Consider the following 24,484-nt stretch of genomic DNA (forward strand, 5'->3'; position numbering starts at 1 on the left):
CAGTTAAGACGAGTGTGACACGTTTGAGAAGGGCAAGTCAGTGATCTATGAGTGATAAAGTATCTGCAATGTAGGAAAATTGTAAACAATCCTTAACCAATGAGAATCTTTTGTTCGCATTTTGTCCAGCTATAAAAAAACCTCGCCGAAGCGAGGTTTTTATCTAAATCAGTATAATTCTAGATTATAGAGATTCAGTGAACGTACGTGCGATTACGTCAGCTTGTTGCTCTGCAGTTAGAGAGTTAAAGCGAACAGCGTAGCCAGATACACGGATTGTTAGCTGAGGGTATTTCTCAGGGTGCTTAACTGCGTCTTCTAGAGTTTCGCGGTTAAGAACGTTCACGTTTAGGTGTTGACCACCTTCGATGCCAGTTTCGTGGTGGAAGTAACCATCCATTAGGCCAGCAAGGTTAGAACGTTGTGAATCTTCTTCTTTACCTAGTGCGTTTGGAACGATAGAGAAGGTGTAAGAGATACCATCTTTAGCGTCAGCAAACGGTAGTTTACCTACAGAAGTAAGAGAAGCTACAGCACCTTTCTCATCGCGACCGTGCATTGGGTTTGCACCTGGAGCGAATGGAGCACCTGCTTTACGACCGTCTGGTGTAGTACCAGTCTTCTTACCGTATACCACGTTTGAAGTGATAGTAAGGATAGACTGTGTAGGTACTGCATCACGGTAAGTCTTAAGCTTACGGATCTTGTTCATGAAGATAGTAACAAGCTCACAAGCCATGTCATCAACACGAGCGTCGTTGTTACCAAATTTCGGGTAGTCGCCAGAGATGTCGAAGTCGATCGCGATGCCGTCTTCGTCACGGATTGGCTTAACTGTACCGTATTTGATTGCAGATAGAGAGTCAGCTGCAACAGATAGACCAGCGATACCACAAGCCATTGTACGACGTACGTCACGGTCGTGTAGAGCCATAAGCGCTGCTTCGTAGCTGTACTTGTCGTGAGAGTAATGGATTGCGTTTAGCGCAGTCACGTATTGCTTAGCTAGCCAATCCATGAAGCTGTCTAGACCAGCCCAAACTTTGTCGAAGTCTAGAACTTCGTCAGTCATTGCTTCAGTCTTAGGACCAACTTGGATCTTAAGCTTCTCATCTACACCGCCGTTGATAACGTAAAGTAGAGTCTTAGCTAGGTTTGCACGAGCGCCGAAGAACTGCATGTGCTTACCGATAACCATTGGAGATACACAACAAGCGATAGCGTAGTCATCGTTGTCGAAATCTGGACGCATTAGGTCATCGTTCTCGTACTGGATAGAAGAAGTATCGATAGATACCTTCGCACAGAACTTCTTGAAGCCGTCAGGTAGCTGCTCAGACCAAAGTACAGTGATGTTTGGCTCTGGAGAAGGACCCATAGTGTATAGCGTGTTTAGGAAACGGAAGTTTGTACGCGTAACAAGCGTACGACCGTCAACACCCATACCACCCATAGATTCTGTTGCCCAGATTGGGTCGCCAGAGAATAGCTCATCGTACTCAGGAGTACGTAGGAAGCGAACCATACGTAGCTTCATTACGAAGTGGTCGATCATTTCCTGAGCTTGTTCTTCAGTGATGATGCCAGCAGCGATATCACGCTCAACGTATACGTCTAGGAAAGTAGAAGTACGACCTAGAGACATAGCCGCGCCGTTTTGAGATTTAACAGCAGCTAGGTAACCGAAGTAAGTCCACTGGATTGCTTCTTTTGCAGTAGTTGCAGGACCAGAAATGTCGAAGCCGTAAGAAGCTGCCATTTCTTTCATTTGACCTAGTGCGCGGTGTTGCTCTTGAAGCTCTTCACGCAGCTGCATAGTCATTTGTAGATCGTCGCCAGCTTCTAGTTTCTCTTGAGTAGAGTGGAACTGAGCAACTTTGTCCTTCATTAGGAAGTCTACACCGTACAGTGCTACACGACGGTAGTCACCGATGATACGACCACGACCGTATGCATCTGGAAGACCAGTCAGAACACCAGACTTACGACATTTTAGGATGTCTGGAGAGTAAACATCGAAAACACCTTGGTTGTGTGTTTTACGGTACTCTGAGTAGATTTTAGAAACTTGTGGGTCAAGCGTACGGCCGTATGCTTTACAAGAACCTTCGATCATGCGCACGCCGCCGTTAGGCATGATTGCACGCTTAAGAGGCGCTTCAGTTTGTAGACCAACGATTGTTTCTAGGTCTTTGTTGATGTAGCCCGCATCATGTGAAGTGATGGTAGAGATAACAGAAGTATCGAAATCAACAGGAGCGTGAGTGCTGTTTTCCTGCTTGATACCTTCCATTACTTTAGCCCAAAGCGTGTTAGTCGCTTCAGTACCTTCAGAAACTAGGAAAGACTCGTCGCCTTCATAAGGAGTGTAGTTCTTCTGAATGAAGTCACGTACGTTTACTTCGTTTTGCCAGTCACCTGCAGCAAAACCTTCCCAAGCTTTAGCAAATTGCTCTGCCATGACATACCTACCTTTTTAGTAGAAAAAACACGTACTGTGCGTCTTATACGCATGCTCCTCGGAGGAAGAGCCAGTACCATTGAATAAAAATATCGTATAACCACTTATGGTTAGTATGGTTATAGATATTGTCATTCCTGACGTTAAAATCAAGCCTACACTAAAAATAAATTGTAAAACTTAAACTAAATCAATAAATCTTAAAAAAGTGTGATAAAAATTTGGGCAGTGAATGTCACTGCCCAAATAATCAACTAGGTATTATAGGAAAGCTGGGATTCCATACTGTCCTTCAAGCATACCTACAGCGAGCATCGCTACTAGGCAGACTACGAATACGCCAACTGGGATGACAATCTTATCTACAAAAGATAGACGAGAAGCACGCTCTTTGTCACCAATTAGACCATTATTGTCTAAGAACATAGTTAGAGCCCAAGCAAGTACTGGGTTCGCTACTACTGATGCAAAGATACAGATACCTGCAGCTTGTGAATCTTTTGTCTCTTTAACCATCTGCATACCCGCTTCAAGTAGAGGAAGGAATACACCTACCAGAAGAGCAACGCGCATTACTGGTGGCCATACTGCAACATCCATTGGGAAGCCAAGAATAGCAACGATGATACATAGAGAACCAAGTAGAATCGCACCCGCTGGGATAGGACGCTTAGCGATTGCAGCTGGGATCATGTAAGTACCCCAAGAAGATGTGATGTTACCACCACCAACTGCAGTACCAACCATCTGACGTACAGAACACATAGTCATAGTGTCATCTACGTCCATCAGAACTTTTTCAGTCTTACGTGGGTAGTTCAGCTCTTGGAAGATACGGTGACCAAGGAAGTCTGGAGACCACATCGCAACCGCTAGGATTGCAAACGGTAGAGAAGCAATGAAGTGTTGAAGGTTAGGAAGACCAAGCATCCAACCTTGCTCTGTGCTGCCCCACCAGTAAACTGGGTTTAGGTTTGGAAGACCCATTTCAGTTTCGAACGTTAAATCGAAACCAGCGCCTAGACCAAGAGCCAGAAGAAGACCCGTTACCGCACACACTGGGATAGCCAACCAACGCATGTTGATCTTCGCTAGGTAAGCATAAACCGCGATGTTGATACCAAGCACGATAAGGCCAACATAGCCCATGCTGCCTGCTTCAACGTTTGCAGATTGTAGACCTACTGCCCATTCTTGAATCGAGCCGATTTGGCTCATGGTGCCAGTAAAGCCTAGGAATATTAAGAGACCGCCCGCGGTACCTTGAGAGGTGAGGTTTACCAGCTTAGAGCCACCTTTAAAGTAACTTAGCAATAAACCGAATACACCAAGAAGGATGGCAAGAGCAAGAGGGTGAGCACCTGCAAGCGCGATAGAACCGATAAGTGGGATCATCGGGCCGTGGTTACCGGCAAGGTTAGCTCTAGGGTTGATGAAACCAGATGCAAGAACACAGAATAGAAGCGCTGGGATAAGCATTTCTACACGCGCTACCTCGATAGCAAACTCTTTACCAAGGTTTACGTGATCCCAAGCAGCGGTTAGACCGTCTGCCCATGACATCATTACCGCTGAGTACATTGCGATAATGCCGATAGTACCAGCAAGAGCAGGTACCAAATCTTCTAGTTCAAAACGGAAGTCGCGACCCGGTAGGTTTAAACCATAGCGGCGCGGTTTCATGATTTGAAGTTCGTGGTCTAGGTATTCAGAGCGGCTGGCAAACTCAGATGCTGGACGGTGAAGCTCTTGATAGCTCTTAGTCTCGATATCCGAATCAGAATGCGCTTTGTTAACTGCGTCTGACATAGATTCCTCATATATATAAAAGTTAGTCGTTTGGCTTGATATACGAACTGAAGTCACCGATTGCCTCGGCTAGGAGGTGCACGTGGTTAACGTGCTAAGGATAGACAACATTCTAAAAATCGGGTGAATAATTCGTGCTATATCAATGCAGCCGAGTCTAACAAGCAACAGTAAGACCTTGATTGATCTTGATCACTTTAAGAAAAATTGTGAAAGAAAACTACAACAGTTGTTTGAAATAGCGCACTTTATTAACAATCGCCGTAACTGACTTTCAGTAATTAAAACTACATTCCAATTACATTCAGAAGATGAATCCACATTTTGAATGGGAGTCAAAAAACTTGGCTTAGAGTTTGCAACATCTTCATCAATTGAGAGAGAGTGGCAACACTTTGCCGCCAGGACATGAATTAGGAATGTAACAATGAAAAAAGCAGTAATGTTGCCACTAGTAGCAGCAATTTCAGGTGCCATGATTGGTTGTGGTGGCGGCGGTGGTGGTAGTTCAACGCCACCTGGACCTAGCCTTACTTATTATACATTCAGCTTTTATAAGTCAGCAGAAGTTGACTATAACTCTTCTTCAAGTTGTACGGTTTACGATCTTCGCGAAGACAATGGCGATACCAAGGCGTTGAACTACTACGCAATTGGCAGTTCGTTGGATGCGTTCCTGAAGGCTGTTTACTCAGATGCAGAAGGAAATCAGGTTGGCTCTGAAGTTTCAGCTTCAAATGGTACGCTTAAGATTGCATTAGAAAATATTCCTGACGATGGATATGTGACTTTACAAGAGCAGTACGGTAACCAAGTATTTGCTCAATCGTTTTCGAAAGAAGTGCTTAGTTCTGATTCGAGTATGAGAAGCACGTATCTATCAGTTCGTAACCCTGCTTCACAAGGTTCATGTTTGACAGGAGGTAATGACACTCCAACGACAGTGACCAACCTCGCTTACACAAACGATGAGGATGCAACAGGTAACCCAAACATCCAGCTTTACTATGATTCACAGCTAGAGACTATTACGAGTACTAACAATACGTTGGATTCGATTGAAGGCGTTAGAAATGAAAGTACGATGATCAGTCAGTATCGCACTACAGATCGTAGTCAACTATTCCAATATGGCTTTAATGGTTGGAATGGCAATAGCATGAAGTTTACTGGCAACCTTGGTACGGCGGATACATCTAAGTCACAGATTGTCAGTACAACTCCGACTATAGACTTGAACGCCATTTACAATAACTTCATGTATGAACTCGCGGAACTACCAGTTAGCGGCAATCAGGCGAACTACTACCACCCAGATGAAAGACAGGGCGAAACTTGGGCTTACAGCATGAGTGGCTCGATTGCGGCAGCAGGTTGGGAAGCAAGCTATCAAGATGTCATTAGTACGACGTGGTCGATCTCTATCGATGACGAAGGACTGTTTATGTCTAACAATGCTAACGATGCGAAACCATCAGTTTCAAACGAAACTGTAGATGTACGAGCCAGTATTGCGGTCGATACAGAAAAGGGTCTTCAACGTATCGCCTATGAACAAGGCCAAGGTGGTTATCTAGTTAAGCATGCTGTTTATACTCACATATCTCCAACAGTTAAAATTCCTCAGCTTGACTTAAGTGAATTTAGTAGCAGTGTTGCAGATAGTTTGAGAATTACTTCTTCTTCTAAAATCTCTCAGTCCTATTTGTTTACAGAGAATGATAAAGATATGGCGCTGTCAGACTTCATGACTGCATTTAGACACGGTGGTGATGGTAACGTAGACAATGACAACATGAGTATTGTTAAGTCATTACAAGATATGAGATACACGTTGAACAATATTGCGCAAACAAGATCGTACTATCTACATCGTTACGACAACTAAAAGTTAATAGAGTTATATCAAGCCCTCTCATTGCGAGAGGGCTTTTTTGATCTAACTATCAAAAAATTCAACTAGCTCATTATATTTGCTAATGACCTATAAGTTGGTCTTATTCACTGATAAGTCACCCTCAACTAGAAGATCTAACTAAAATAGAGCCTGCGCTCGTAACAAAGATGCAATAAAGTGCACCAAAGAACAAAAAATCACCAATGACTAAATGTGCAGCATTCAGTAAAGTTTATTCACATTTTACAGCGATAAAAACTTCAAATTGCATAATTTGTCAGATACAATGCCTGCGTAGTCAACAAAAACAGGTTAATAGTTTGTTGCAAGTTATACATTCTAGTGCTAGCTTGTATCGAACAAATAAAAGGTCGGAGTACCTTTTGCCTATCAAATAGGCTTAGCAGTCAATAATATACAGGGAGCACAAGCGCATGAATGATGTACCCGCGCTGGACATAAAAGAGCTGCACAAGACCTTTGGTCAAAATGAAGTTTTGAAGGGAATTTCCCTCGCTGCACACAAAGGTGATGTCATCTCAATTATTGGCTCATCTGGTTCTGGTAAAAGTACCTTTCTACGTTGTATCAATCTACTAGAAACGCCTACTGAAGGTGAAATTTGGGTCAATGGTGAATTGATCGAAATGAAGAAAAACCGTCAGGGTGAATCACTTCCTGCCAATGAAAAGCAAGTTCAACGAATCCGTTCTCGTTTAGCCATGGTTTTTCAAGGGTTTAATCTTTGGTCGCACATGACGGTTCTAGAGAACATCATCGAAGCACCGATCCATGTTCTTGGTGTGCCGAAGGCACAGGCTATCGAAAATGCAGAGCTTCTACTTAAGAAAGTGGGCTTGTATGAGCGTCGTGATTACTACCCAGGGCACTTGTCCGGCGGTCAGCAGCAGCGAGCTGCTATTGCGCGAGCGCTGGCGGTTGAGCCTGAAGTGATGCTGTTCGATGAACCAACGTCTGCACTCGACCCTGAGTTGGTAGGTGAAGTTCTCGGTGTAATGCAAGATCTGGCCGAAGAGGGCAGAACGATGCTGGTGGTAACCCATGAAATGGCGTTCGCTAGAGACGTATCTAATCATGTTATGTTCTTGCACCAAGGCCGAGTAGAAGAACAGGGCGATCCTGCAAAGCTGTTCACTAACCCAGAATCAGAACGTTTACAGCAATTTATCTCATCTATCTACTAATATAGTGGGTGGCTAACTGGGGTTTCGACCTTAGAAATCTAAAAACACAACATTCAAAAAACAAAAATTTCAATCACAGGAGTATGGAAATGAAAAAGTGGTTAATGGTAGCAGCACTTGCTGCAACAGCGGCGACTGGAGTAGCACAGGCTAAGGAATGGAAGACAGTGCGCTTTGGTATTGAAGGTGCATACCCTCCATTTAGCTGGACAGAGGCAGACGGTTCTATCAAAGGTTTCGACGTTGATATGGCTAACGCGCTTTGTGAAGAGCTAAAAGCGAAATGTGTGATCGTTCCTCAAGACTGGGATGGCATCATTCCTTCTCTTCTTGCTCGTAAATACGATGCAATCATCGCAGCGATGTCTATCACTGAAGAACGTAAGAAGAAAGTTGACTTCACTGGTAAGTACGCTCAAATCCCTAACAAATTCATCGCTAAGAAAGGCGCAGGTCTAGACTTCGACAACCTAAGCGGTGCGAAGATCGGTGTACAACGTGCGACTACTCACGACAAATACCTAACTGATAACTACGGCGATCAAGTAGAAATCGTACGTTACGGTTCTTTCGACGAAGCGTACCTTGACCTAGCAAACGGCCGTATCGCAGCAGTACTTGGTGACGCATCAGCTCTAGAAGAGGGTGTGATCAACAAAGACGGCGGCGATGCATACGAGTTTGTTGGTCCTTCTCTAACTGATGCGAAATGGTTCGGTGAAGGTATGGGTATTGCAGTACGTAAGCAAGACAAAGACCTAACGAAGCAACTTGACGCTGCAATCACTTCACTACGTGCAAGTGGCAAGTACGACGAGATTGCGTCTAAGTACTTTAACTACGACGTTTACGGTCAATAATCTGATCGCTGAATGAAAACACGAGGGCTTGAGCTAGTCTCAAGCCCTTTTTACTAAAAGGCGGGTCACAGGTCTTTTGGTAAGACTGACCAACAATTTTGCTGTGCTGTTGGAAGGAACTATGCTCGATTTACAAGGATATGAAGCCTCAATTCTCAAAGGGGCCGTACTCACTATAGAAGTGGCGGTGTTATCACTGATCCTCGCTATGGTGCTTGGTATGTTAGGTGCGCTTGCAAAATTAGCACCCTACAAATGGGCTCGCGCGATTGCGACCCTCTATACGACGATCATTCGAGGCATTCCAGACCTCGTGCTTATGATGCTGATCTTTTTCGGCGGACAGATTCTTCTCAACAACAGTTTGTACGCAACAAACGAGTGGTTGAATGAGTGGTTTGCTTCGAGCAACCCAAATCACGAATGGACATCTTACCTTCCAGACTACATTGATGTATCGCCATTTATTGCTGGTGTACTGACAATTGGTTTCATCTTCGGTGCATACATGGCAGAGACTTTCCGTGGTGCGATCATGGCCGTGGATAAGGGTGAAATGGAAGCGGCAAAAGCTTACGGTATGAGTTCAACGTTAGCGTTTCGTCGAATCTTGCTTCCGCAAATGATTCGTCATGCTCTACCAGGGTTTGGTAACAACTGGTTAGTACTGCTCAAGACAACCGCACTAGTGTCAATTATTGGCTTGGAAGATATGGTACGTATGAGCTCTCTAGCCGCAGGTACGACTAAGATGCCATTTACCTTTTACATGGCGGTGTCCATTATCTTCTTGATCTTCACCAGTGTTTCAACCGGTTTACTTAAGCTTGTTGAACGCAAATTCAGTATTCATGTGAGGTAAGCTATGGATTTTTCACTGATTATAGATAGCTTACCCATCTACTTCGATGGCTTGTGGACGACGATGTGGTTAGTCGCGACCGCTCTAATTATTGGTCTGTGTGTAGCGATACCACTAGCAGTTGCTCGTAATAGCACCAATTACCTGTTTAGTTTACCGTCGTGGGGCTTTATCTACTTTTTCCGTGGCACGCCATTGCTGGTACAGCTTTACCTTATTTACTACGGTATGGATCAGTTTTTCCCAGTTAAAGATACACTTTGGGAGAACGCTTGGTTCTGTGCACTGGTGGCGTTTGTTCTCAATACCTCAGCGTATACCGCAGAGATCATACGCGGCGCGATTAACGGATTACCAAAAGGTGAAGTTGAAGCCGCAAAAGCATTTGGCATGAGCACATGGAAAACCTATCGTCGCATCATACTTCCTTCTGCGCTCAGAAGGGCACTACCAGCCTACAGTAATGAAGTAATTTTCATGCTTCATGGCTCTGCTGTAGCGGGTATTGTCACCATAATGGATTTGACTGGTGCTGCGCGACTCGTGAACTCGCGATACTACGCACCCTTTGAGTCGTTCCTAGCGGCAGGCCTGTTCTATATGGCACTGACATTCATAATACTGTGGTGCTTCAAGAAAGCCGAGAAGCGGTTCCTTGCTTATCTAAGGCCATTAAACGGATAAAACAAACCCCCTCCAAAGCGAGGGGGTTTTTCGTTGTAGCAATGAAAACGAACCAATCATGGCTCCATTGAGAGAGTTAAATCACATGTAAATAGAGCAGTAATTTGGAAGCTCTTGGCCACGTCGCTTAGCTAGCTGGCAGTTGCGCCTATCGTTGTGCTCGCCTGCATTACTGTTTAGCGTCGGTGGTGTGATGATAGTACTGTCAAAGGTATCGCTGCTAGCGTTTGCAGTACCCATTGCGAAAACAAGGCTCATTGCGCCTATAAATAATTTCACTTTCATTCGACATCCTCTCAAATCAATTAAGCCTCGAAAAGGCTACTTAAAATCTAGCTCACTAAAACCGAGCCGTCTAGTTTGACCATTGCCATAACTTTTAGCCAGCCTTGTATACGAGTATCTCGCTCGAAACCGATCATTTAAAGCTGAATTAAATGAAGCTGGGAAATAAAAACGCAATGGAATTAAGTCAAAATGGCCATATAAAAGCGAATCAAAAAATATAAACAGCCCAAATTTTGTTCGAAAGATCACATTGTTTATATTTTTTTAATCCAATAATTATTCGCTATTTTAACTAGTGATGAATTTCCAAAATATCACCACGCTGATTTATTGTTGATTATTTGACCTTATGTTAAAAAATTCTGTAGATGTGTCTGTTTATAACATAATGAGCGGGTATGTTGCTATGATGTTATATGTCAATTGTAGGGTTTTAAGTAGGATTTATCGCCAGATAGATGTAAAAATCGTCGTTTTCATGCCAAATGTTAACTTTTGACTGGTGTTATTCATCTGTCATTTTTATTGTCTGCTGTCTTGTATAATTATTCACTTTTGCTGTGTTTTGTATGACTATTGTTCTAGCCAGTTTCATATTGACCTAAAAAAACATAAAAATTAGTATTTCATTGCGGTCCAGGGTTGGACCACAATGGATTGATAATTAATAAAGTGAATTATATGAAAAAGACATTATTGGCAGTGGTATTGCCGACTCTATTTGTTACAGGTGCAAACGCAGCAGAAATATTCAAATCTGAAGAAGGTTCTGCAGAATTCTATGGTCAGATTCGTACTGAATTAACAAGTGTTAATGATTCAGAAACGGACACACGTACTACGAAGCTAAATACATCTGGTTCTCGTGGTGGTATCAACGCTAAATACAATGTTAGCGATGATCTATACGTTCACGGTCTAGTTGAATTTGGTCTACCAGGCAACGGTGAAGTTGCAGGTCGTCTGCACTACGCAGGTTTCGGCGGTGACTGGGGTAAAGTATCTCTAGGTCGTCAATACACGACTCAGGATGATTTCTACGGTGCAGATTTCTCTTACTGGTTTGGCGGTTCAGGTATTCGTTACCTAGCGAGTGCTTCGTTCAAACACGACAACTACATTAAGTACGCGTTTGACGGTGAAAACTTCTCTATCGGCGCAGGTTACGGCCTAGATGAGAACAACTCAGCGCCAAGCACCGCTCAGCTTTTCGGTAGCGCAAACTTTGGTGACTTTGACTTTATTCTAGGTGGTGCAACGGATAAGGACGAAGAGTCTGGCGTTGGTAAACTAGAATCAACAGCATACACTGGTTCTGTAGGTTATACGTTTGAGAAATCTTATGTTCAAGCAACTTACTACAACGCAGAGTACAAAAACCAAGTACTAAAAATCAAAGAAGACGCGTTCAGCGTAGCGGCTAACTACGATATCCAAGACAATGCTACTATTTATGCTGGTTTTGAATACGTTAAGCACGATGCACTTGATGAGCTTCTTGCAATCGGTGTAACGAACGCATCTGACAACAGTAAAAACCTATACGCTGGTATCGTATATCACCTAAACAGCTGGTCTCGTATCTGGATTGAAGGTCAATACGCTGACGGTACAACGCTAGGTGGTTACTCTAAGGGCGCTGACAAAGAATTTGAAGCACAAATCGTTGATGGTGACTTCAATGGTGCGGTTGGTTTCCGCGTATACTGGTAATAACCCAGCAAAACGTCTTTAAATCTCATATTTAATAAGAAGGCCGACACTGTCCGGCCTTCTTTCTATTTATTGAAAACCAATTAATTCGAAAGAATAAATTGGCTATTAATTGAACGTTGACCAAATCGGAGCGTGATCAGAAGGCTTTTCAATACCGCGCAGTTCATAATCAACATCAGATTCAATGCATTTTTCCGCAAGCTTAGGCGTCGCCAAAATAACATCAATACGTAGTCCGCGGTTATCGTCAAAGCCACGAGAGCGATAATCAAACCACGAGAATTTGTCGTCGACATCTGGGTGAAGTTTACGGAAGGTGTCAGCAAAACCCCAATCAAGTAGTGTCTTTAACCACTCGCGCTCTTCAGGTTGGAATGAACATTTACCTGTTTTCAGCCAGCGTTTACGGTTTGGCTCACCAATACCGATGTCTAAGTCGATAGGGCTGATGTTGATGTCACCCATTACAATGACTTGCTCATCATTGGTATGGTGCTCGTTAAGGTACGTCATCAAGTCTTGGTAGAACTCACGCTTGTAAGGGTACTTAGTCTCGTGGGCGATATTGTCACCTTGAGGGAAGTAGCCGTTAAGTACCGTCACCTTTTCGCCGTTGTCATCTTCAAACGTCGCCATGATCATTCGCTTCTGATGGTCTTCATTGTCAGTGGGAAAACCTTTTTGAACTGAGATAGGTTCTTTCTTGCAAAGCATGGCTACACCGTAGTGCGCCTTTTGACCATGGAAGTAGACTTTGTAGCCCATCTCTTCGACGGCTTCGACCGGGAAGGCTTCATCGTGAACTTTGATTTCTTGTAGACCAATGACATCCGGTTGATGCTTGTCGATAAGAGCTTGTAGTTGATGCAGACGCGCACGCAGACCATTGATATTAAAGCTGATGACTTTCATTTCTCACTAATCCTGTGATTTTTAAAATCGAAAGCAAAATACTAGCACTGTGTCTCAATTACATCCATCTATAACCCCAAGTTAGGGCAGATCTGGGTTGAGCGAAAGATGTAAAAATGATGTAATAAAACGCTCAATAATTACGACTTCTGGTCGATATAAAAACAATATGTGCTCTCTGTTTGCTAAAAGGATGTACTATGCGAACTCTCTCCGTGCAGTGGAAAATCACGGTACTGGCAGGCTGCTGCTTGCTGTTTACCTCTATCGCTTTAATAGGCTTTTCTCTTTATAACGCCGTCAATAGCCAGCAATCTATACAAGCGATGAGCTCTCAATCGGTTTCCGAAAAATCACAGTCGCTTTTAGAAGCTCAGGCTGAGATTAACGCTCGTGAAGTCAAAGCCTACTTTGATGAAGCGGTGTACCGTGCCGAGATGCTAATAGCCAACGCTAAGTTTCAGAAATACAACGCTGAAGAGAACTTCCTGCCAAGTGAAGACTTGCGTTTAGCGCTGGATGAAATGATGCGCCAAGCGGTGATTCAGTTTCCTTCGATTCAAGGTGCCTATCTGGTATTCAAGCCAAACATGCTTGATGGCGAAGATGGTAACTACCAAGGCGCTGATTACGTAGGCTCCAATGAGCAAGGGCAGTTTGCGACCTACTGGCAAATGTCTGCAACAGGCGAGAACGCAGTGCGAACTGTGTTATCTAAATCAATGCAAGATGCGATGGAAAACGGCGAACGTTTCTATTGCCCACTTGCGACTGAATCTGCCTGTGTGAGCACACCACGCCTCAGTCAGGTCGGTGAAGTTCAGCATCTCACGTCTTCACTTTCTATTCCTATCGAAGTCGACAGCATCATTATTGGTTTCTTGGGGATTGACCTACAGCTTACTGGACTTGCCAAAACGGTAATGGACTCTGACTCAAGCCTATTCAGTGGTGACGGTCATGTGAACATCATCAGTTTGGATGAGAGCGTTATCGCCAGTGACGATACAAGCGTTCTTGCTGGCTCTCGTTACCAAAGCAAAGTTCTCTCTCAAGACCAAATTACCGATCTCATGTTCGGAGAAGAAGCAGCAACGCTTTGGAGTGCGGACAATCAGTGGTTAACCGTGTTTAACCCCGTTAAGATCGCCAACCAGACCTGGGGTGTGTTCTTTGATATGCCGCGCGAAAGCGTGTTGAGTGATGCGATCACTTTAGATCGAATCATTTCACAACAGCTAAGCGACGGTATTGTATTCGAGATTATCGTTGGCTCTGGCTTTGTTGTGGTCGGTCTTATCATTATTAGTGTGATGTCATCACGCCTAGTGAAGCCAATTCGAGAAGTGGTAACCCGACTTGAAGATATTGCTAGTGGTGAAGGTGACCTGACCCAGCGTCTAGATGTGAAATCGAAGGATGAAATCGGACAGCTTGCCGAGCAGTTTAACGCCTTCTTAAGTAAGCTTCAGACCACCATTCAGCAAGTTGCTAAGACCACAGAACAAATTAGTGGCACTGCAGAATCTGCTAGCCGCACTGCAATGGCGACTCGCGAAAGCAGCGAAGCACAGTTTAGAGAAGTGGACTTAGTCGCAACAGCTTCTGAAGAGATGACGCAAACAGCATCTCTCGTTGTGCAAAACGCGGAGGTTGCAGTAGAGGCAGCCTCTTCTGCGAACGAATCCGCGAGCCACGGTCAAGAAGTCGCGGAGCTGTCAGCTCACGAGATGGTTCGCTTGGTTGAGCAGATGAAGATGACGGTACCGGTCGTTGAAGAACTGGCGCAGAACAACGCAAACATCACAGAGATCTTGTCGGTAATTGAAGGGATCTCCGAGCAAACTAACTTACTCGCTCTTAATGCGGCGATTGAAGCGGCTCGAGCGGGCGAGCAAGGTCGAGGTTTTGCCGTGGTTGCTGATGAGGTTCGAAGTCTAGCAAGTCGCACGCAAGATTCTGTAGGTGAGATCCAGCAGGTAATTGAGCGAGTGCAAAAAGGCACAGCAGATGTTGTCGCCGCCATGCAAGAGAGCTCTAACCTTGCGGATTCGACAGCAGACCATGTTCAACAAGCCGTCGCTGCGCTGAGCCGAATTTTCGAGTCCATCTCAGCCATTAATGATATGAACTCTCAGATTGTTAAGGCAGCAGAAGAGCAGCAATCAGTTTCTTCGGAAGTGAATCAAAATGTCAGCAACATTCGAGATTTGAGTGCGAAGATCCTCGAAAATGCCGGTGACGCAGAGAAAGTAGGGCAGGAGATCAATGCGCTATCTGATACGCAGCAAACACTGATGAATCAATTCAAAGTCTAACGCTGGTTAAAGCCTAGGTTGAATATAAAAACGCGCTCCAATTTGGAGCGCGTTTTCTTTGGTAATTAAGTGCTTCGGTAGTAGCAGTATCGCCGATTGCTATGCTGGTCATGTAGAGCGTGTGACGGTTTGATAGCCCCAAAAAAAGAACTGAGCGCGTTCGGAAGAAGGCACTCAGTTCGTTGTTTCTATCTGCTGTGTAACGACGTTATTCGCTATCGCCAGAGGCGTGACCAAACATCTTAGCTGCGTACTCTACGCGTTCTTCTGGGCTTGGGTACTCGAACGGGTTTGGTTCACCGAGTGACTCGATATGTTGAAGCCTTGGTAGCAGACCACAGCCATTTGCGATCTGAATCGCAAGGCCAGGACGAGCATTCAACTCAAGTACCATCGGACCTTCCTCTCTATCGAGTACCATGTCGGTACCCATGTAGCCAAGCCCAGTCATTTCATAGGCGCTTGAAGCGAGAGTGAGTAGTCGTTTCCAGTGTGGTACTGCTAGAGTAGCGAGCTCTTTGCCTGTATCTGGGTGAAGCGTGACCGGACGGTCAAATTGGACCGCTCGAACCGCTCTGCCGGTTGCGATATCGATCCCGACACCAACCGCACCTTGGTGAAGGTTTGCTTTACCATCGGATGCAGAGGTCGATAGACGCATCATCGCCATGACAGGGTAGCCCTGGAATACGATGATACGAACATCTGGCACACCTTCGAAACTAAAGCCGTCAAAACAGTCGTCAAACTTGATCAAGTTTTCTACGACGGCAACATCGTTCTTACCACCGAGAGAAAACAGACCTGCCAGCGTGTTACTGATGTGGCGCTCAACGTCTTCTTTGTTGATGGTTGCTCCAGATGGTTTGGTGTACACGCCATCTTTGTGGCTAACGACAACAAGAATGCCTTTACCGCCACTGCCTTGAGCAGGCTTAATCACAAACCCTGGCCACTCTTTGACCATGTTGTGGATGCGCTTCGCTTCCGCCTGGTTACTGACGACGCCGATAAGAGCTGGCGTGGTTGCGCCAGCTTTCTCTGCAATGATCTTGGTCTTTAGTTTGTCATCCACAAGTGGATACTTCGAGCGGTCATTGTACTTACCAATGTAACCATGGTTACGTTGGTTCATACCCATAATGCCGCGCTCACGAAGCTTAAAAGGACTGGTTAGCTTTCCAAGCATAGATTAGTCCTCCGTCAATGGTTTAAATCGACGCAGTTCAGTGAGTCGGTAACCTGTGTAGGTACCAAGTAGCAAGATACCACCAAGGATAACCAGCTGCAGACCGATAAAGTTAAACGTTAGATGTTGAACGTAAGAGTTGGTCATCGCTAGGTAAACCAGTACCGCTGTTAACAGCGAACCACCGCCCTGCATAATGACTTCTTTCGCGCCTTCTTCTTCCCAAAGAATAGACATACGTTCGATAGTCCAAGATAGGATGATCATAGGGAAGAAGGTAATAGAAAGACCTTCAGTCAGACCAATCTTGAACGCCACTACGGTAAAGACAGAAATAATCAGAATAACTGTGATGATAACCGCGGATATCCGCGCCACCAGCAGCAGGTTAAGCTTGGATAGATAACTACGAATTACCAGACCAGTACCGACAATCAGTAGGAAGCCCACAATACCTGTTACTAGTTGGGTCTGTACAAACGCAACCGCAATCAGAACTGGCATGAAGGTACCGGAGGTTTTAAGACCGATGAGGATACGCAAGAATACAACAATCAAAGCGCCGATAGGGATTAGCATGATGGTCTTAAACATGGCTTGCTCTTCCAGCGGTAGGCTGTGGATAGAGAAGTTTAGTAGACCGTCTGCATCAACTTTGCTGTTGGTCGCTTCTTGAGGTGATACCTCTTGAGCGATCATTGTAAAGTGCACTTTACTGTCTTTGCCGCCAACTACGTCTAGCAAAGAAACATTGGATTCATCCCAAACCATTAGGTTTTGTTTCTTTTGACCTTCAGTCGTTTCAGGAGAGAAAATCTTCCATTTGGCACCATCCCACACTTGAAGCATCTGTTGAATCGACTGACGACGGCGACCGTCTTCAAGTTCGATTACACCGACTACCTTACTAGGGACTTCAGCAAACGCGAGCAACTTCGCCGCCGCTTGCAGTTTAGTCATGTTGTTTAGGATAAGCGCTGAGTTCTGACTATCACCATCGTTTAGTGCTTTGATTAGCTCACGGGTAAAAGTAACGTTGTCAGAAGAGCGAGACTCTGCACGTTCCACAAGTGCAATCGCGGCAGCTTCTTCAGGACCATCAAAGGTTGGTTTAACGACATCTTCTGAAGGCGGTGTTGAGTTAGCGAGCGCTTGGTCATCCACAAGAAATTGGGTTTTGTAGTAGATGGTCTGTGGACCTTGCGCTTGGCGGATAGACCATTCAGCGCGGCGACCGGCGTCAGAATCGACATAAGAGACACCGTAGCCAGGTGATGAGGCTGATTCGCCAATGAGAGTGAAGCCTTCTTGAGTATATGGTGCTGCTAATGACACTTTGGCTGGTTTGCCAATCGCATTAAACTCAACTCTAGCTTCAATGTCCCAAACCTGACGAGTTTCGCCTGGAGTCCATGGTACGCCATAGGTGTCGTGCCTTATGACACTTAAAGCGATCCCTGCCGCAATAAGTAATCCTACAGATAGGAAAAATGGAATACGTGAAGTCATAAACAACCTTATTATTGTAATTGCTTCCCTGAAGGAGGTGTTATTTTAAAGAAAATTACTTGTTAGATGAAAGTATATATTGCTGACTAACATCAACTAAAGCAATATCTTTGATAAATTCTCTTCCTAGTAGTATAGGGTGGGTCATTTGTGAGCGATCTGCCAGTGTAAATTGTGCTTTTTCATGGATTTTTCCAACACGGATCCATAATTCAACCACAGCTCTGCGTTCCATTTTGTCGCTGGTGGATTGACGAATTTTAACATATCGAATAACAGGTGCTTCAATCCAACGGTTACTTTCTTTCTCGGCCTTTTCGTCAACAAGTTTAAATTTTACCCATTGTTTGCCATCTCTTTCGAATGCTTGAATATCGCTCGCATTTAATGAAGAGGTGACTGCGCCGGTATCAACTCGAGCGTCAAACGTCTTATCGAGCGCATCTAAACGTACGCGTTCAACAGACCCAAGGACAACGGGAGCAGAGGAGAATGTGGTCGGTGCAATTACAGGGAGTGGCTTCGCTTGCTCTTCTTCTTGTTCTTCTTCACTGCCGTCTGCTTTGCGTAGCATCTCGACTTCTTTGGTAAGAGCGATAATTTCAGACTCTAAGCTATCGATATAGTCAGCGTTGTTGCTGATTTGAAGCGTTAGATTGGTCAGTCTATTGTCGAGGCGCTGCTCGGATTCCTGAATTGCGCTGATGGTGTTTTGATGAAGTTCTTGGTGATTGACGGTAGAACAACCTGAAAGTAGGCCGATGGCGACAAGAGGTGCCAAACGTTTGTACATCTTAAACCCTAAAAAACAATAAAGTGGAACTTGGAAGCGTTGATTTTATCGTAACCAATAGGGAGTGCGATACTCCCTATTGTCAGAGCTACGTCAGACTTATAAAAGTGATGTAAAAGCTGATGCATTAAACATCACTTTTTTTGACGTTAGGATTATTTGCTTGGATTTTCAGCCACTAAGATTGCGCGGCGTGGAGCAGGGTAACCTTCGACGGTTTTGCTAGGATCGTTCTGATCTAGGTACTCAGGAAGGGAGTTGTGTGTCATCCATCCTGTGGTGCGCTGCTCGTCTGTTGAGGTCACATTTTCATCGACAATACGTACGTTCACAAAGCCAACTTTCTCTAGCCACACTTTAAGTGCACGCGCTGAAGGGAAGAAGTAAACGTTACGCATTTGCGCGTAGCGATCAACTGGGACTAGCACTGCGTTCTCGTCACCTTCGATAACCAATGTCTCTAAAACCAACTCACCACCAGCAACCAGCTGGTTTTTAAGTTGAATCAGGTGATCCAAAGGAGAACGACGGTGGTAAAGCACGCCCATGCTGAATACAGTGTCAAACGCTTGAAGCTCAGGTAACTGCTCAATACCTAGTGGAAGAAGGTGGGCACGCTGGTCGCCGCCCATCAACTTACGAATCGCTTCAAACTGCACTAAGAACAGATGTGATGGGTCAATGCCGACACACAAACGAGCGCCTTCACCCAGCATGCGCCACATGTGATAGCCATTACCACAACCAACATCCAATACTGAGCGGTTTTTCAGTGGAGAGATGTGCGGAAGCACGCGATCCCATTTCCAGTCAGAGCGCCACTCGGTATCGATATGGATATCGTGAACACGATAAGGGCCTTTGCGCCAAGGGTGGAAGGTACGAAGCAAGTTCTCAAGCTTCTTCATCTCACCGGTTGCCAGTGCGTCATTGTTTGCTAGAGAAACTTCACTTTTTAACTCAACGTTGTCTGGTTGACCTGCCGGAATTTTTGCAAGCGCGCGCAACCAACGGTCAAAATCACCGTGCTCGGCATTCTGCCAGTCGGTCAGTTGCTGTGGCAGGATATTAAGCCAAGGCTGAAGCTTGGTATCTTGAGCGATAAGCTGATAGAAATTCGCAAAGTTAAACATGAAACTCTCTACTAATATTGGGTGTCGACGACTTGGGATACGGTGTCTAGCGCTGCTTAACTATCAGCAGCACTGAGATATTACTTAATGGCGAACATAGAGCCAAAGTTGAAGCATTGGAACCAGACTTCATAGCTAGTAAATCCAATCTCTTTAAATCGCTCTTTATGCACGTTGATCGAGTCTGGGCGCATAACATTTTCAATCGCGCTGCGTTTTTGGCTGATCTCAAGCTCGCTGTAACCGTTGGCACGTTTAAAGTCGTGGTGAAGGTCGATAAGCAGTTCGTTTGAGCCCTCGTCTTCAAATACGTACTTCTCTGACAAAATCAAAATACCACCTGGGCGCAGACCCGCATAGATTTTCTCTAGCAGCGTGCGGCGATCGTCTGGCGATAGGAATTGCAGAGTAAAGTTAAGCACAACCACAGAGGCGTCTTTGATCTCGATATCACGGATATCGGCTTCAACCACATTCACTGGTGTGTCTGAGCGATACGCGTTCACGTGTAGCTTGCAGCGCTCAACCATAGCCGAAGAGTTATCGACAGCGATAATCTGACAACCTTCTTGGGTGATATTGCGGCGCATCGATAAAGTAGCCGCACCGAGTGAGCAGCCAAGATCATAGATGGTTGAGTGGGGTTTGGCGAAACGCTCGGCGAGCATGCCAATTGCAGAAATAATGTTGCTGTACCCAGGCACACTGCGCTGAATCATATCTGGGAAGACTTCAGCTACTCGCTCATCGAAGGTGAAATCACCAATCTTGTCGATAGGAGCAGAGAATATAGTGTCTTTATTCTGCATGTTAAGGTTCCCCATTGCCGTTTATACGGACGCGATAAAAAAGGCGCGCATTTTACGTCATTCGAGGAGAAATGTCATTACCGTGTTGAACCATACAAGATGACCTTGTTTTCGGGCTTAAAACATAGAGATCTGATGATCATCTCTAAGGCTCGGAAACGTCGGTATCTCAGCGAGTTCCAAATTCCCCAGTTGCGACGCTTTTAGCTGATTATAGAGCTTTATCGCCAGCTCTGGCGCTTCGACATTATCGGGCGTGTGGATCATTAAATAAGGCTGTTTACCTTCTGCTATCCATTGCGCGAGTTTTGTTTCCCATGGTTTAAAGAAAGCCAGGTTAGCGTCCATGTCTGGGTGCCCAATAAAACGAATCATTGGATGCGCCGCTGTAGAAATCGCATGGACAGGCACCTTCGGCTTTTTTTCATGGGCGTCTATGACCGCTGGAGTATCTGGCTTGGCAGCAAAAACCGGACGTGAATCCATAATGATCCGGTCGATATGCTCTTCTATTAACCATTGATTAAACGCGCGCTCTTCATCGGATTTGTTGAAGAAGCCCAGATGACGAACCTCAACGCCTAACTTCATGTCTGAAGGGAATTTGGTACAAAACGCTTGCAGTGCGGGTAAATCGGCAGGAGAGAACTTGCTAGGCAACTGAATCGTCCACATACCAATCTTGTGATGCAGTGGCGCCATGACTTGCAAAAACGCCATCAACTCGTCTTGGCACTGGTTCAGCATTCGCTCGTGGGTTATCGCTTTTGGCAGTTTAAAGGTGAAACGAAAATCATCAGACGTGGCTTGATTCCAACTATTCACTGTCTTGACGCTAGGGGTGGCGTAAAACGTGGTGTTACCTTCAACTGTGTCGAATACAGAAGCGTATCGTTCGAGACGCTCAGCGGGCTTAGTACCTTTGCCATAGAATGAGTGTTGCCAATCATTGTGTGACCACATGGTTAGACCAAGTCGCAATTTCGGTTCACTCATTTCTCGTCCTTTAAAAGCCAATAAACAGAAGTCAGTAAATAATAGGATTTGTTGATATTTTATCCGTTTCAAGTGTTCTAGCGTAGCAACGGGCAATTAAACACAACAATTCTGTCAAATTAGGTCGATTTTAGACGATTTTCCGAGTATAAATGAACCTTTGATTTTGTGGGTGGATTTAGAATTGGCGACTTTTTATGCCATCACCCACAATATAGATTTCATATAAACAATCGGAAATTGGGAAATTCATTATGCGTAGCCATTACTGTGGTCACCTGAACAAGTCCCTTGCAGGACAAACTGTAGAACTGTGCGGCTGGGTAAACCGTCGTCGTGATTTAGGCGGTCTTATCTTTATTGATATGCGAGATCGTGAAGGTATCGTTCAGGTTGTTGTTGATCCAGATATGGCTGATGCGTATGAAGTAGCGAACCAACTTCGTAACGAATTCTGCATCAAGCTAACTGGTGAAGTTCGCGTACGTCCAGAGAGCCAAGTAAACAAAGACATGGCGACAGGTGAAGTAGAGATCCTTGCAAAAGGTCTTGAAATCATCAACCGTAGCGACGTGCTACCTCTAGACTTCAACCAAACGAATACTGAAGAGCAACGTCTTAAGTACCGTTACATCGACCTACGTCGTCCAGAAATGAGCGATCGTATTAAACTGCGTGCAAAAGCATCGAGCTTTGTTCGTCGTTTCCTAGATGACAACGGCTTCCTAGACATCGAAACGCCAGTACTAACGAAAGCGACGCCAGAGGGTGCTCGTGACTACCTAGTACCAAGTCGTGTTCACAAAGGTTCGTTCTACGCGCTTCCTCAGTCTCCACAGCTATTCAAACAGCTACTGATGATGTCTGGTTTCGACCGTTACTACCAGATCGTTAAGTGTTTCCGTGATGAAGACTTGCGTGCTGACCGTCAACCAGAATTCACTCAGATCGATATCGAAACGTCATTCATGTCGGCTGATCAAGTACGTGAAGTGACTGAAAAAATGGTTCGCGACATGTGGCAAGAGCTACTGAACGTAGACCTAGGTCAGTTCCCTGTAATGCCATTCTCTGAAGCGATTCGCCGTTTCGGTAGCGACAAGCCAGATCTACGTAACCCACTAGAGCTAGTGGACGTTGCTGATCTAGTGAAAGACGTTGAGTTCAAAGTATTCTCTGGTCCTGCAAACGACGAGAAAGGTCGCGTAGCGGTTATCCGTGTACCAGGCGGCGCTAAACTGACTCGTAAGCAAATCGACAGCTATGCTGAGTACGTAGGTATCTACGGTGCTAAAGGTCTAGCATGGATGAAGGTTAACGACCGTGCTGCTGGCATGGAAGGTATCCAATCTCCAGTGGCTAAGTTCCTAAACGAAGAGGTAATCAACGGTATTCTTGAGCGTACTAACGCAGAATCTGGTGACATCATCCTATTCGGTGCAGACAAAGCAAATACAGTTGCAGAAGCAATGGGCGCGCTACGTCTTAAGCTTGGTAAAGATCTTGAGCTTACAGATGAGTCTAAGTGGGCACCACTATGGGTTGTTGATTTCCCAATGTTTGAAGAAGATGACGAGGGTAACCTGCACGCAATGCACCACCCATTCACGTCTCCTCTTGGCATGACAGCGGAAGAGCTAAAAGCGAACCCAGCGGCAGCAAACTCTAACGCATACGACATGGTTCTAAACGGCTATGAAGTGGGTGGTGGTTCTGTTCGTATCCACAACGCAGAAATGCAAGCAGCGGTATTCGAGATCCTAGGTATCGATGCAGAAGAGCAACGCGAGAAGTTCGGCTTCCTACTAGACGCACTGAAGTTCGGTACGCCACCGCACGCAGGTCTAGCATTTGGTCTTGACCGTCTAGTGATGCTTCTATGTGGTACAGAGAACATCCGTGACGTTATCGCATTCCCGAAAACAACCGCAGCAGCGTGTCTACTAACAGACGCACCAAGCGCAGCAAACCCAGCTGCACTTGAAGAGCTAGCGATTGCTGTGACGGCGGCGAAAGAGAAGAAAGACGCTTAAGGTGTGACGTGGTCTTTAGTTAGGTCGAGCGCTTGAGGTAGATCCCTGCCTACGCAGGGATGACGACTACTTTGGCACACCGATGGTTGATGTGTCATTCCTGCGCAGGCAGGAATCTTCTAACCGCGAGCACCAAAACTCAATCCCAAGATCACAACATACCCAAAACTCCCGCACCCGCGGGAGTTTTTGTTTCTAAATTCTGTATAGTTATACCACTCTATAAATAGTCCAACTTCATAGAACTCAAAGGATTAACCATGGCAGGTCACAGTAAATGGGCGAACATTCGCCATCGCAAAGCGGCACAAGATGCAAAACGCGGCAAAATCTTCACCAAACTGATTCGCGAAATTGTCGTCGCGGCAAAAGAAGGCGGTGGTGAGGTTGATAACAACCCAAGACTTCGCGCGGCTATTGATAAAGCACTCTCAAACAACATGACTCGTGACACCGTCAATCGAGCAGTCTCGCGCGGTGCTGGTGGCGAGGGTGATGACAATATGGAGACCGTCATCTACGAGGGCTACGGACCGGGTGGCACAGCGGTGATGGTTGAATGTATGACAGACAATCGAAATCGTACGGTTTCTGGTGTGCGTCATGCTTTCTCAAAAGCGGGCGGTAACCTTGGCACTGACGGCAGCGTGAATTACCTATTCGATAAAAAAGGCGTCATTTCTTACGCGCCAGGTCTTGATGAAGACGAAGTAATGGAAGTGGCTCTAGAAGGCGGCGCAGACGATATCGAAACAGGCGATGACGGTGCCATTGACGTTTACACCACACCAGCAGAGTTTGGTTCGGTAAAAGACGCACTCGATGAGGCGGGCTTTGAAGCATCAAACGCTGAAGTGACGCTTGTTCCTTCAACGAAAGCTGATCTCGATGAATCTACCGCACCTAAGTTACTGCGTCTTATCGATGCATTAGAAGATCTCGATGACGTCCAAGAGGTTTATCATAATGGTGATATCTCTGACGAAGTTGCAGCGACGTTAGAGTAATTA

The 24,484-nt window shown here is 45.3% G+C and carries 19 protein-coding genes; 9 read left to right on the forward strand and 10 right to left on the reverse strand.

Translation table 11 applies throughout. The annotated features are described in order from the left end of the window. Positions 1-184: 184 nt before the first annotated feature. Together pflB and LY387_RS05425 are read right to left on the reverse strand one after the other, a co-directional pair. Positions 185-2,461: a formate C-acetyltransferase gene (pflB, locus tag LY387_RS05420; protein ID WP_234495579.1), complete on the reverse strand. Its 2,277-nt coding sequence runs from the start codon at positions 2,459-2,461 to the stop codon at positions 185-187. 261 nt (positions 2,462-2,722) lie between these two features. Next, on the reverse strand, positions 2,723-4,270 hold the full coding sequence (locus LY387_RS05425; protein ID WP_042471969.1) for a DUF3360 family protein: 1,548 nt from the start codon (positions 4,268-4,270) through the stop codon (positions 2,723-2,725). Between the two features lie 427 nt (positions 4,271-4,697). On the opposite strand from LY387_RS05425, the gene LY387_RS05430 reads away from it, so the two are divergent. From LY387_RS05430 to LY387_RS05450, 5 genes are all read left to right on the forward strand, one after another. Continuing rightward, on the forward strand, positions 4,698-6,158 hold the full coding sequence (locus LY387_RS05430; RefSeq protein WP_234495580.1) for a flagellar sheath protein A: 1,461 nt from the start codon (positions 4,698-4,700) through the stop codon (positions 6,156-6,158). A gap of 443 nt (positions 6,159-6,601) precedes the next feature. Further along, a complete protein-coding gene (locus tag LY387_RS05435) occupies positions 6,602-7,372 on the forward strand; it encodes an ABC transporter ATP-binding protein (RefSeq protein ID WP_234495581.1) in 771 nt (256 codons plus the stop codon). Between the two features lie 89 nt (positions 7,373-7,461). Further along, positions 7,462-8,232: an ABC transporter substrate-binding protein gene (locus LY387_RS05440; protein ID WP_234495582.1), complete on the forward strand. Its 771-nt coding sequence runs from the start codon at positions 7,462-7,464 to the stop codon at positions 8,230-8,232. Positions 8,233-8,353: 121 nt separating this feature from the next. Beyond that, on the forward strand, positions 8,354-9,094 hold the full coding sequence (locus tag LY387_RS05445; RefSeq protein WP_234495583.1) for an ABC transporter permease: 741 nt from the start codon (positions 8,354-8,356) through the stop codon (positions 9,092-9,094). Between the two features lie 3 nt (positions 9,095-9,097). Beyond that, positions 9,098-9,778: an ABC transporter permease gene (locus tag LY387_RS05450; protein WP_042471980.1), complete on the forward strand. Its 681-nt coding sequence runs from the start codon at positions 9,098-9,100 to the stop codon at positions 9,776-9,778. Between the two features lie 81 nt (positions 9,779-9,859). On the opposite strand, the gene LY387_RS05455 is transcribed toward LY387_RS05450, so the two are convergent. Beyond that, a complete protein-coding gene (locus LY387_RS05455) occupies positions 9,860-10,063 on the reverse strand; it encodes a hypothetical protein (RefSeq protein WP_042471982.1) in 204 nt (67 codons plus the stop codon). 684 nt (positions 10,064-10,747) lie between these two features. Here LY387_RS05455 and LY387_RS05460 point away from each other — a divergent pair. Continuing rightward, complete coding sequence (locus tag LY387_RS05460; protein WP_234495584.1) at positions 10,748-11,779, forward strand: porin; 1,032 nt, start codon at positions 10,748-10,750, stop codon at positions 11,777-11,779. A gap of 108 nt (positions 11,780-11,887) precedes the next feature. Here LY387_RS05460 and xthA read toward each other — a convergent pair whose 3' ends face one another. Continuing rightward, positions 11,888-12,694 (reverse strand): exodeoxyribonuclease III, encoded by an 807-nt coding sequence (gene xthA / locus LY387_RS05465; protein ID WP_234495585.1) that lies wholly within the window; start codon positions 12,692-12,694, stop codon positions 11,888-11,890. A gap of 200 nt (positions 12,695-12,894) precedes the next feature. Between xthA and LY387_RS05470 the strand changes: the two genes are divergently transcribed. After that, positions 12,895-15,012 carry a methyl-accepting chemotaxis protein gene (locus tag LY387_RS05470; protein ID WP_234495586.1) on the forward strand — a complete coding sequence of 706 codons (2,118 nt, stop codon included), beginning with the start codon at positions 12,895-12,897 and terminating at the stop codon, positions 15,010-15,012. A 208-nt stretch (positions 15,013-15,220) separates the two neighbouring features. On the opposite strand, the gene LY387_RS05475 is transcribed toward LY387_RS05470, so the two are convergent. The 6 genes from LY387_RS05475 to LY387_RS05500 form a co-directional block, all read right to left on the reverse strand. Further along, positions 15,221-16,201, reverse strand: a complete 981-nt coding sequence (locus LY387_RS05475) for an alpha-L-glutamate ligase-like protein (RefSeq protein ID WP_234495587.1) — start codon at positions 16,199-16,201, stop codon at positions 15,221-15,223. Between the two features lie 3 nt (positions 16,202-16,204). Next, positions 16,205-17,710: an inactive transglutaminase family protein gene (locus LY387_RS05480; protein ID WP_234495588.1), complete on the reverse strand. Its 1,506-nt coding sequence runs from the start codon at positions 17,708-17,710 to the stop codon at positions 16,205-16,207. 55 nt (positions 17,711-17,765) lie between these two features. Next, complete coding sequence (locus tag LY387_RS05485) at positions 17,766-18,503, reverse strand: ATP-dependent zinc protease (RefSeq protein WP_234495589.1); 738 nt, start codon at positions 18,501-18,503, stop codon at positions 17,766-17,768. Between the two features lie 155 nt (positions 18,504-18,658). Beyond that, a complete protein-coding gene (gene cmoB, locus LY387_RS05490) occupies positions 18,659-19,636 on the reverse strand; it encodes a tRNA 5-methoxyuridine(34)/uridine 5-oxyacetic acid(34) synthase CmoB (protein ID WP_234495590.1) in 978 nt (325 codons plus the stop codon). Between the two features lie 80 nt (positions 19,637-19,716). Beyond that, positions 19,717-20,445, reverse strand: a complete 729-nt coding sequence (gene cmoA, locus LY387_RS05495) for a carboxy-S-adenosyl-L-methionine synthase CmoA (protein ID WP_128650740.1) — start codon at positions 20,443-20,445, stop codon at positions 19,717-19,719. A gap of 117 nt (positions 20,446-20,562) precedes the next feature. Next, positions 20,563-21,441 carry a DUF72 domain-containing protein gene (locus LY387_RS05500; protein ID WP_234495591.1) on the reverse strand — a complete coding sequence of 293 codons (879 nt, stop codon included), beginning with the start codon at positions 21,439-21,441 and terminating at the stop codon, positions 20,563-20,565. Between the two features lie 254 nt (positions 21,442-21,695). Between LY387_RS05500 and aspS the strand changes: the two genes are divergently transcribed. Next, positions 21,696-23,474, forward strand: a complete 1,779-nt coding sequence (aspS, locus tag LY387_RS05505; RefSeq protein ID WP_042471995.1) for an aspartate--tRNA ligase — start codon at positions 21,696-21,698, stop codon at positions 23,472-23,474. A gap of 260 nt (positions 23,475-23,734) precedes the next feature. Continuing rightward, on the forward strand, positions 23,735-24,481 hold the full coding sequence (locus LY387_RS05510) for a YebC/PmpR family DNA-binding transcriptional regulator (RefSeq protein WP_042471998.1): 747 nt from the start codon (positions 23,735-23,737) through the stop codon (positions 24,479-24,481). Positions 24,482-24,484: the final 3 nt, after the last annotated feature.

The sequence above is a fragment of the Vibrio maritimus genome (assembly GCF_021441885.1).
GTDB lineage: Bacteria > Pseudomonadota > Gammaproteobacteria > Enterobacterales > Vibrionaceae > Vibrio > Vibrio maritimus_B.

Excerpts from the sequence above, each read along its gene's own strand:
- pflB (WP_234495579.1), bottom strand. The coding sequence starts at position 2,461 with ATGGCAGAGCAATTTGCTAAAGCTTGGGAAGGTTTTGCTGCAGGTGAC.
- LY387_RS05440 (WP_234495582.1), top strand. The coding sequence starts at position 7,462 with ATGAAAAAGTGGTTAATGGTAGCAGCACTTGCTGCAACAGCGGCGACT.
- LY387_RS05480 (WP_234495588.1), bottom strand. The coding sequence starts at position 17,710 with ATGACTTCACGTATTCCATTTTTCCTATCTGTAGGATTACTTATTGCG.
- xthA (WP_234495585.1), bottom strand. The coding sequence starts at position 12,694 with ATGAAAGTCATCAGCTTTAATATCAATGGTCTGCGTGCGCGTCTGCAT.
- aspS (WP_042471995.1), top strand. The coding sequence starts at position 21,696 with ATGCGTAGCCATTACTGTGGTCACCTGAACAAGTCCCTTGCAGGACAA.
- cmoA (WP_128650740.1), bottom strand. The coding sequence starts at position 20,445 with ATGCAGAATAAAGACACTATATTCTCTGCTCCTATCGACAAGATTGGT.
- LY387_RS05475 (WP_234495587.1), bottom strand. The coding sequence starts at position 16,201 with ATGCTTGGAAAGCTAACCAGTCCTTTTAAGCTTCGTGAGCGCGGCATT.
- LY387_RS05450 (WP_042471980.1), top strand. The coding sequence starts at position 9,098 with ATGGATTTTTCACTGATTATAGATAGCTTACCCATCTACTTCGATGGC.
- LY387_RS05445 (WP_234495583.1), top strand. The coding sequence starts at position 8,354 with ATGCTCGATTTACAAGGATATGAAGCCTCAATTCTCAAAGGGGCCGTA.
- LY387_RS05425 (WP_042471969.1), bottom strand. The coding sequence starts at position 4,270 with ATGTCAGACGCAGTTAACAAAGCGCATTCTGATTCGGATATCGAGACT.
- cmoB (WP_234495590.1), bottom strand. The coding sequence starts at position 19,636 with ATGTTTAACTTTGCGAATTTCTATCAGCTTATCGCTCAAGATACCAAG.
- LY387_RS05510 (WP_042471998.1), top strand. The coding sequence starts at position 23,735 with ATGGCAGGTCACAGTAAATGGGCGAACATTCGCCATCGCAAAGCGGCA.
- LY387_RS05455 (WP_042471982.1), bottom strand. The coding sequence starts at position 10,063 with ATGAAAGTGAAATTATTTATAGGCGCAATGAGCCTTGTTTTCGCAATG.
- LY387_RS05485 (WP_234495589.1), bottom strand. The coding sequence starts at position 18,503 with ATGTACAAACGTTTGGCACCTCTTGTCGCCATCGGCCTACTTTCAGGT.
- LY387_RS05500 (WP_234495591.1), bottom strand. The coding sequence starts at position 21,441 with ATGAGTGAACCGAAATTGCGACTTGGTCTAACCATGTGGTCACACAAT.
- LY387_RS05430 (WP_234495580.1), top strand. The coding sequence starts at position 4,698 with ATGAAAAAAGCAGTAATGTTGCCACTAGTAGCAGCAATTTCAGGTGCC.
- LY387_RS05435 (WP_234495581.1), top strand. The coding sequence starts at position 6,602 with ATGAATGATGTACCCGCGCTGGACATAAAAGAGCTGCACAAGACCTTT.
- LY387_RS05460 (WP_234495584.1), top strand. The coding sequence starts at position 10,748 with ATGAAAAAGACATTATTGGCAGTGGTATTGCCGACTCTATTTGTTACA.
- LY387_RS05470 (WP_234495586.1), top strand. The coding sequence starts at position 12,895 with ATGCGAACTCTCTCCGTGCAGTGGAAAATCACGGTACTGGCAGGCTGC.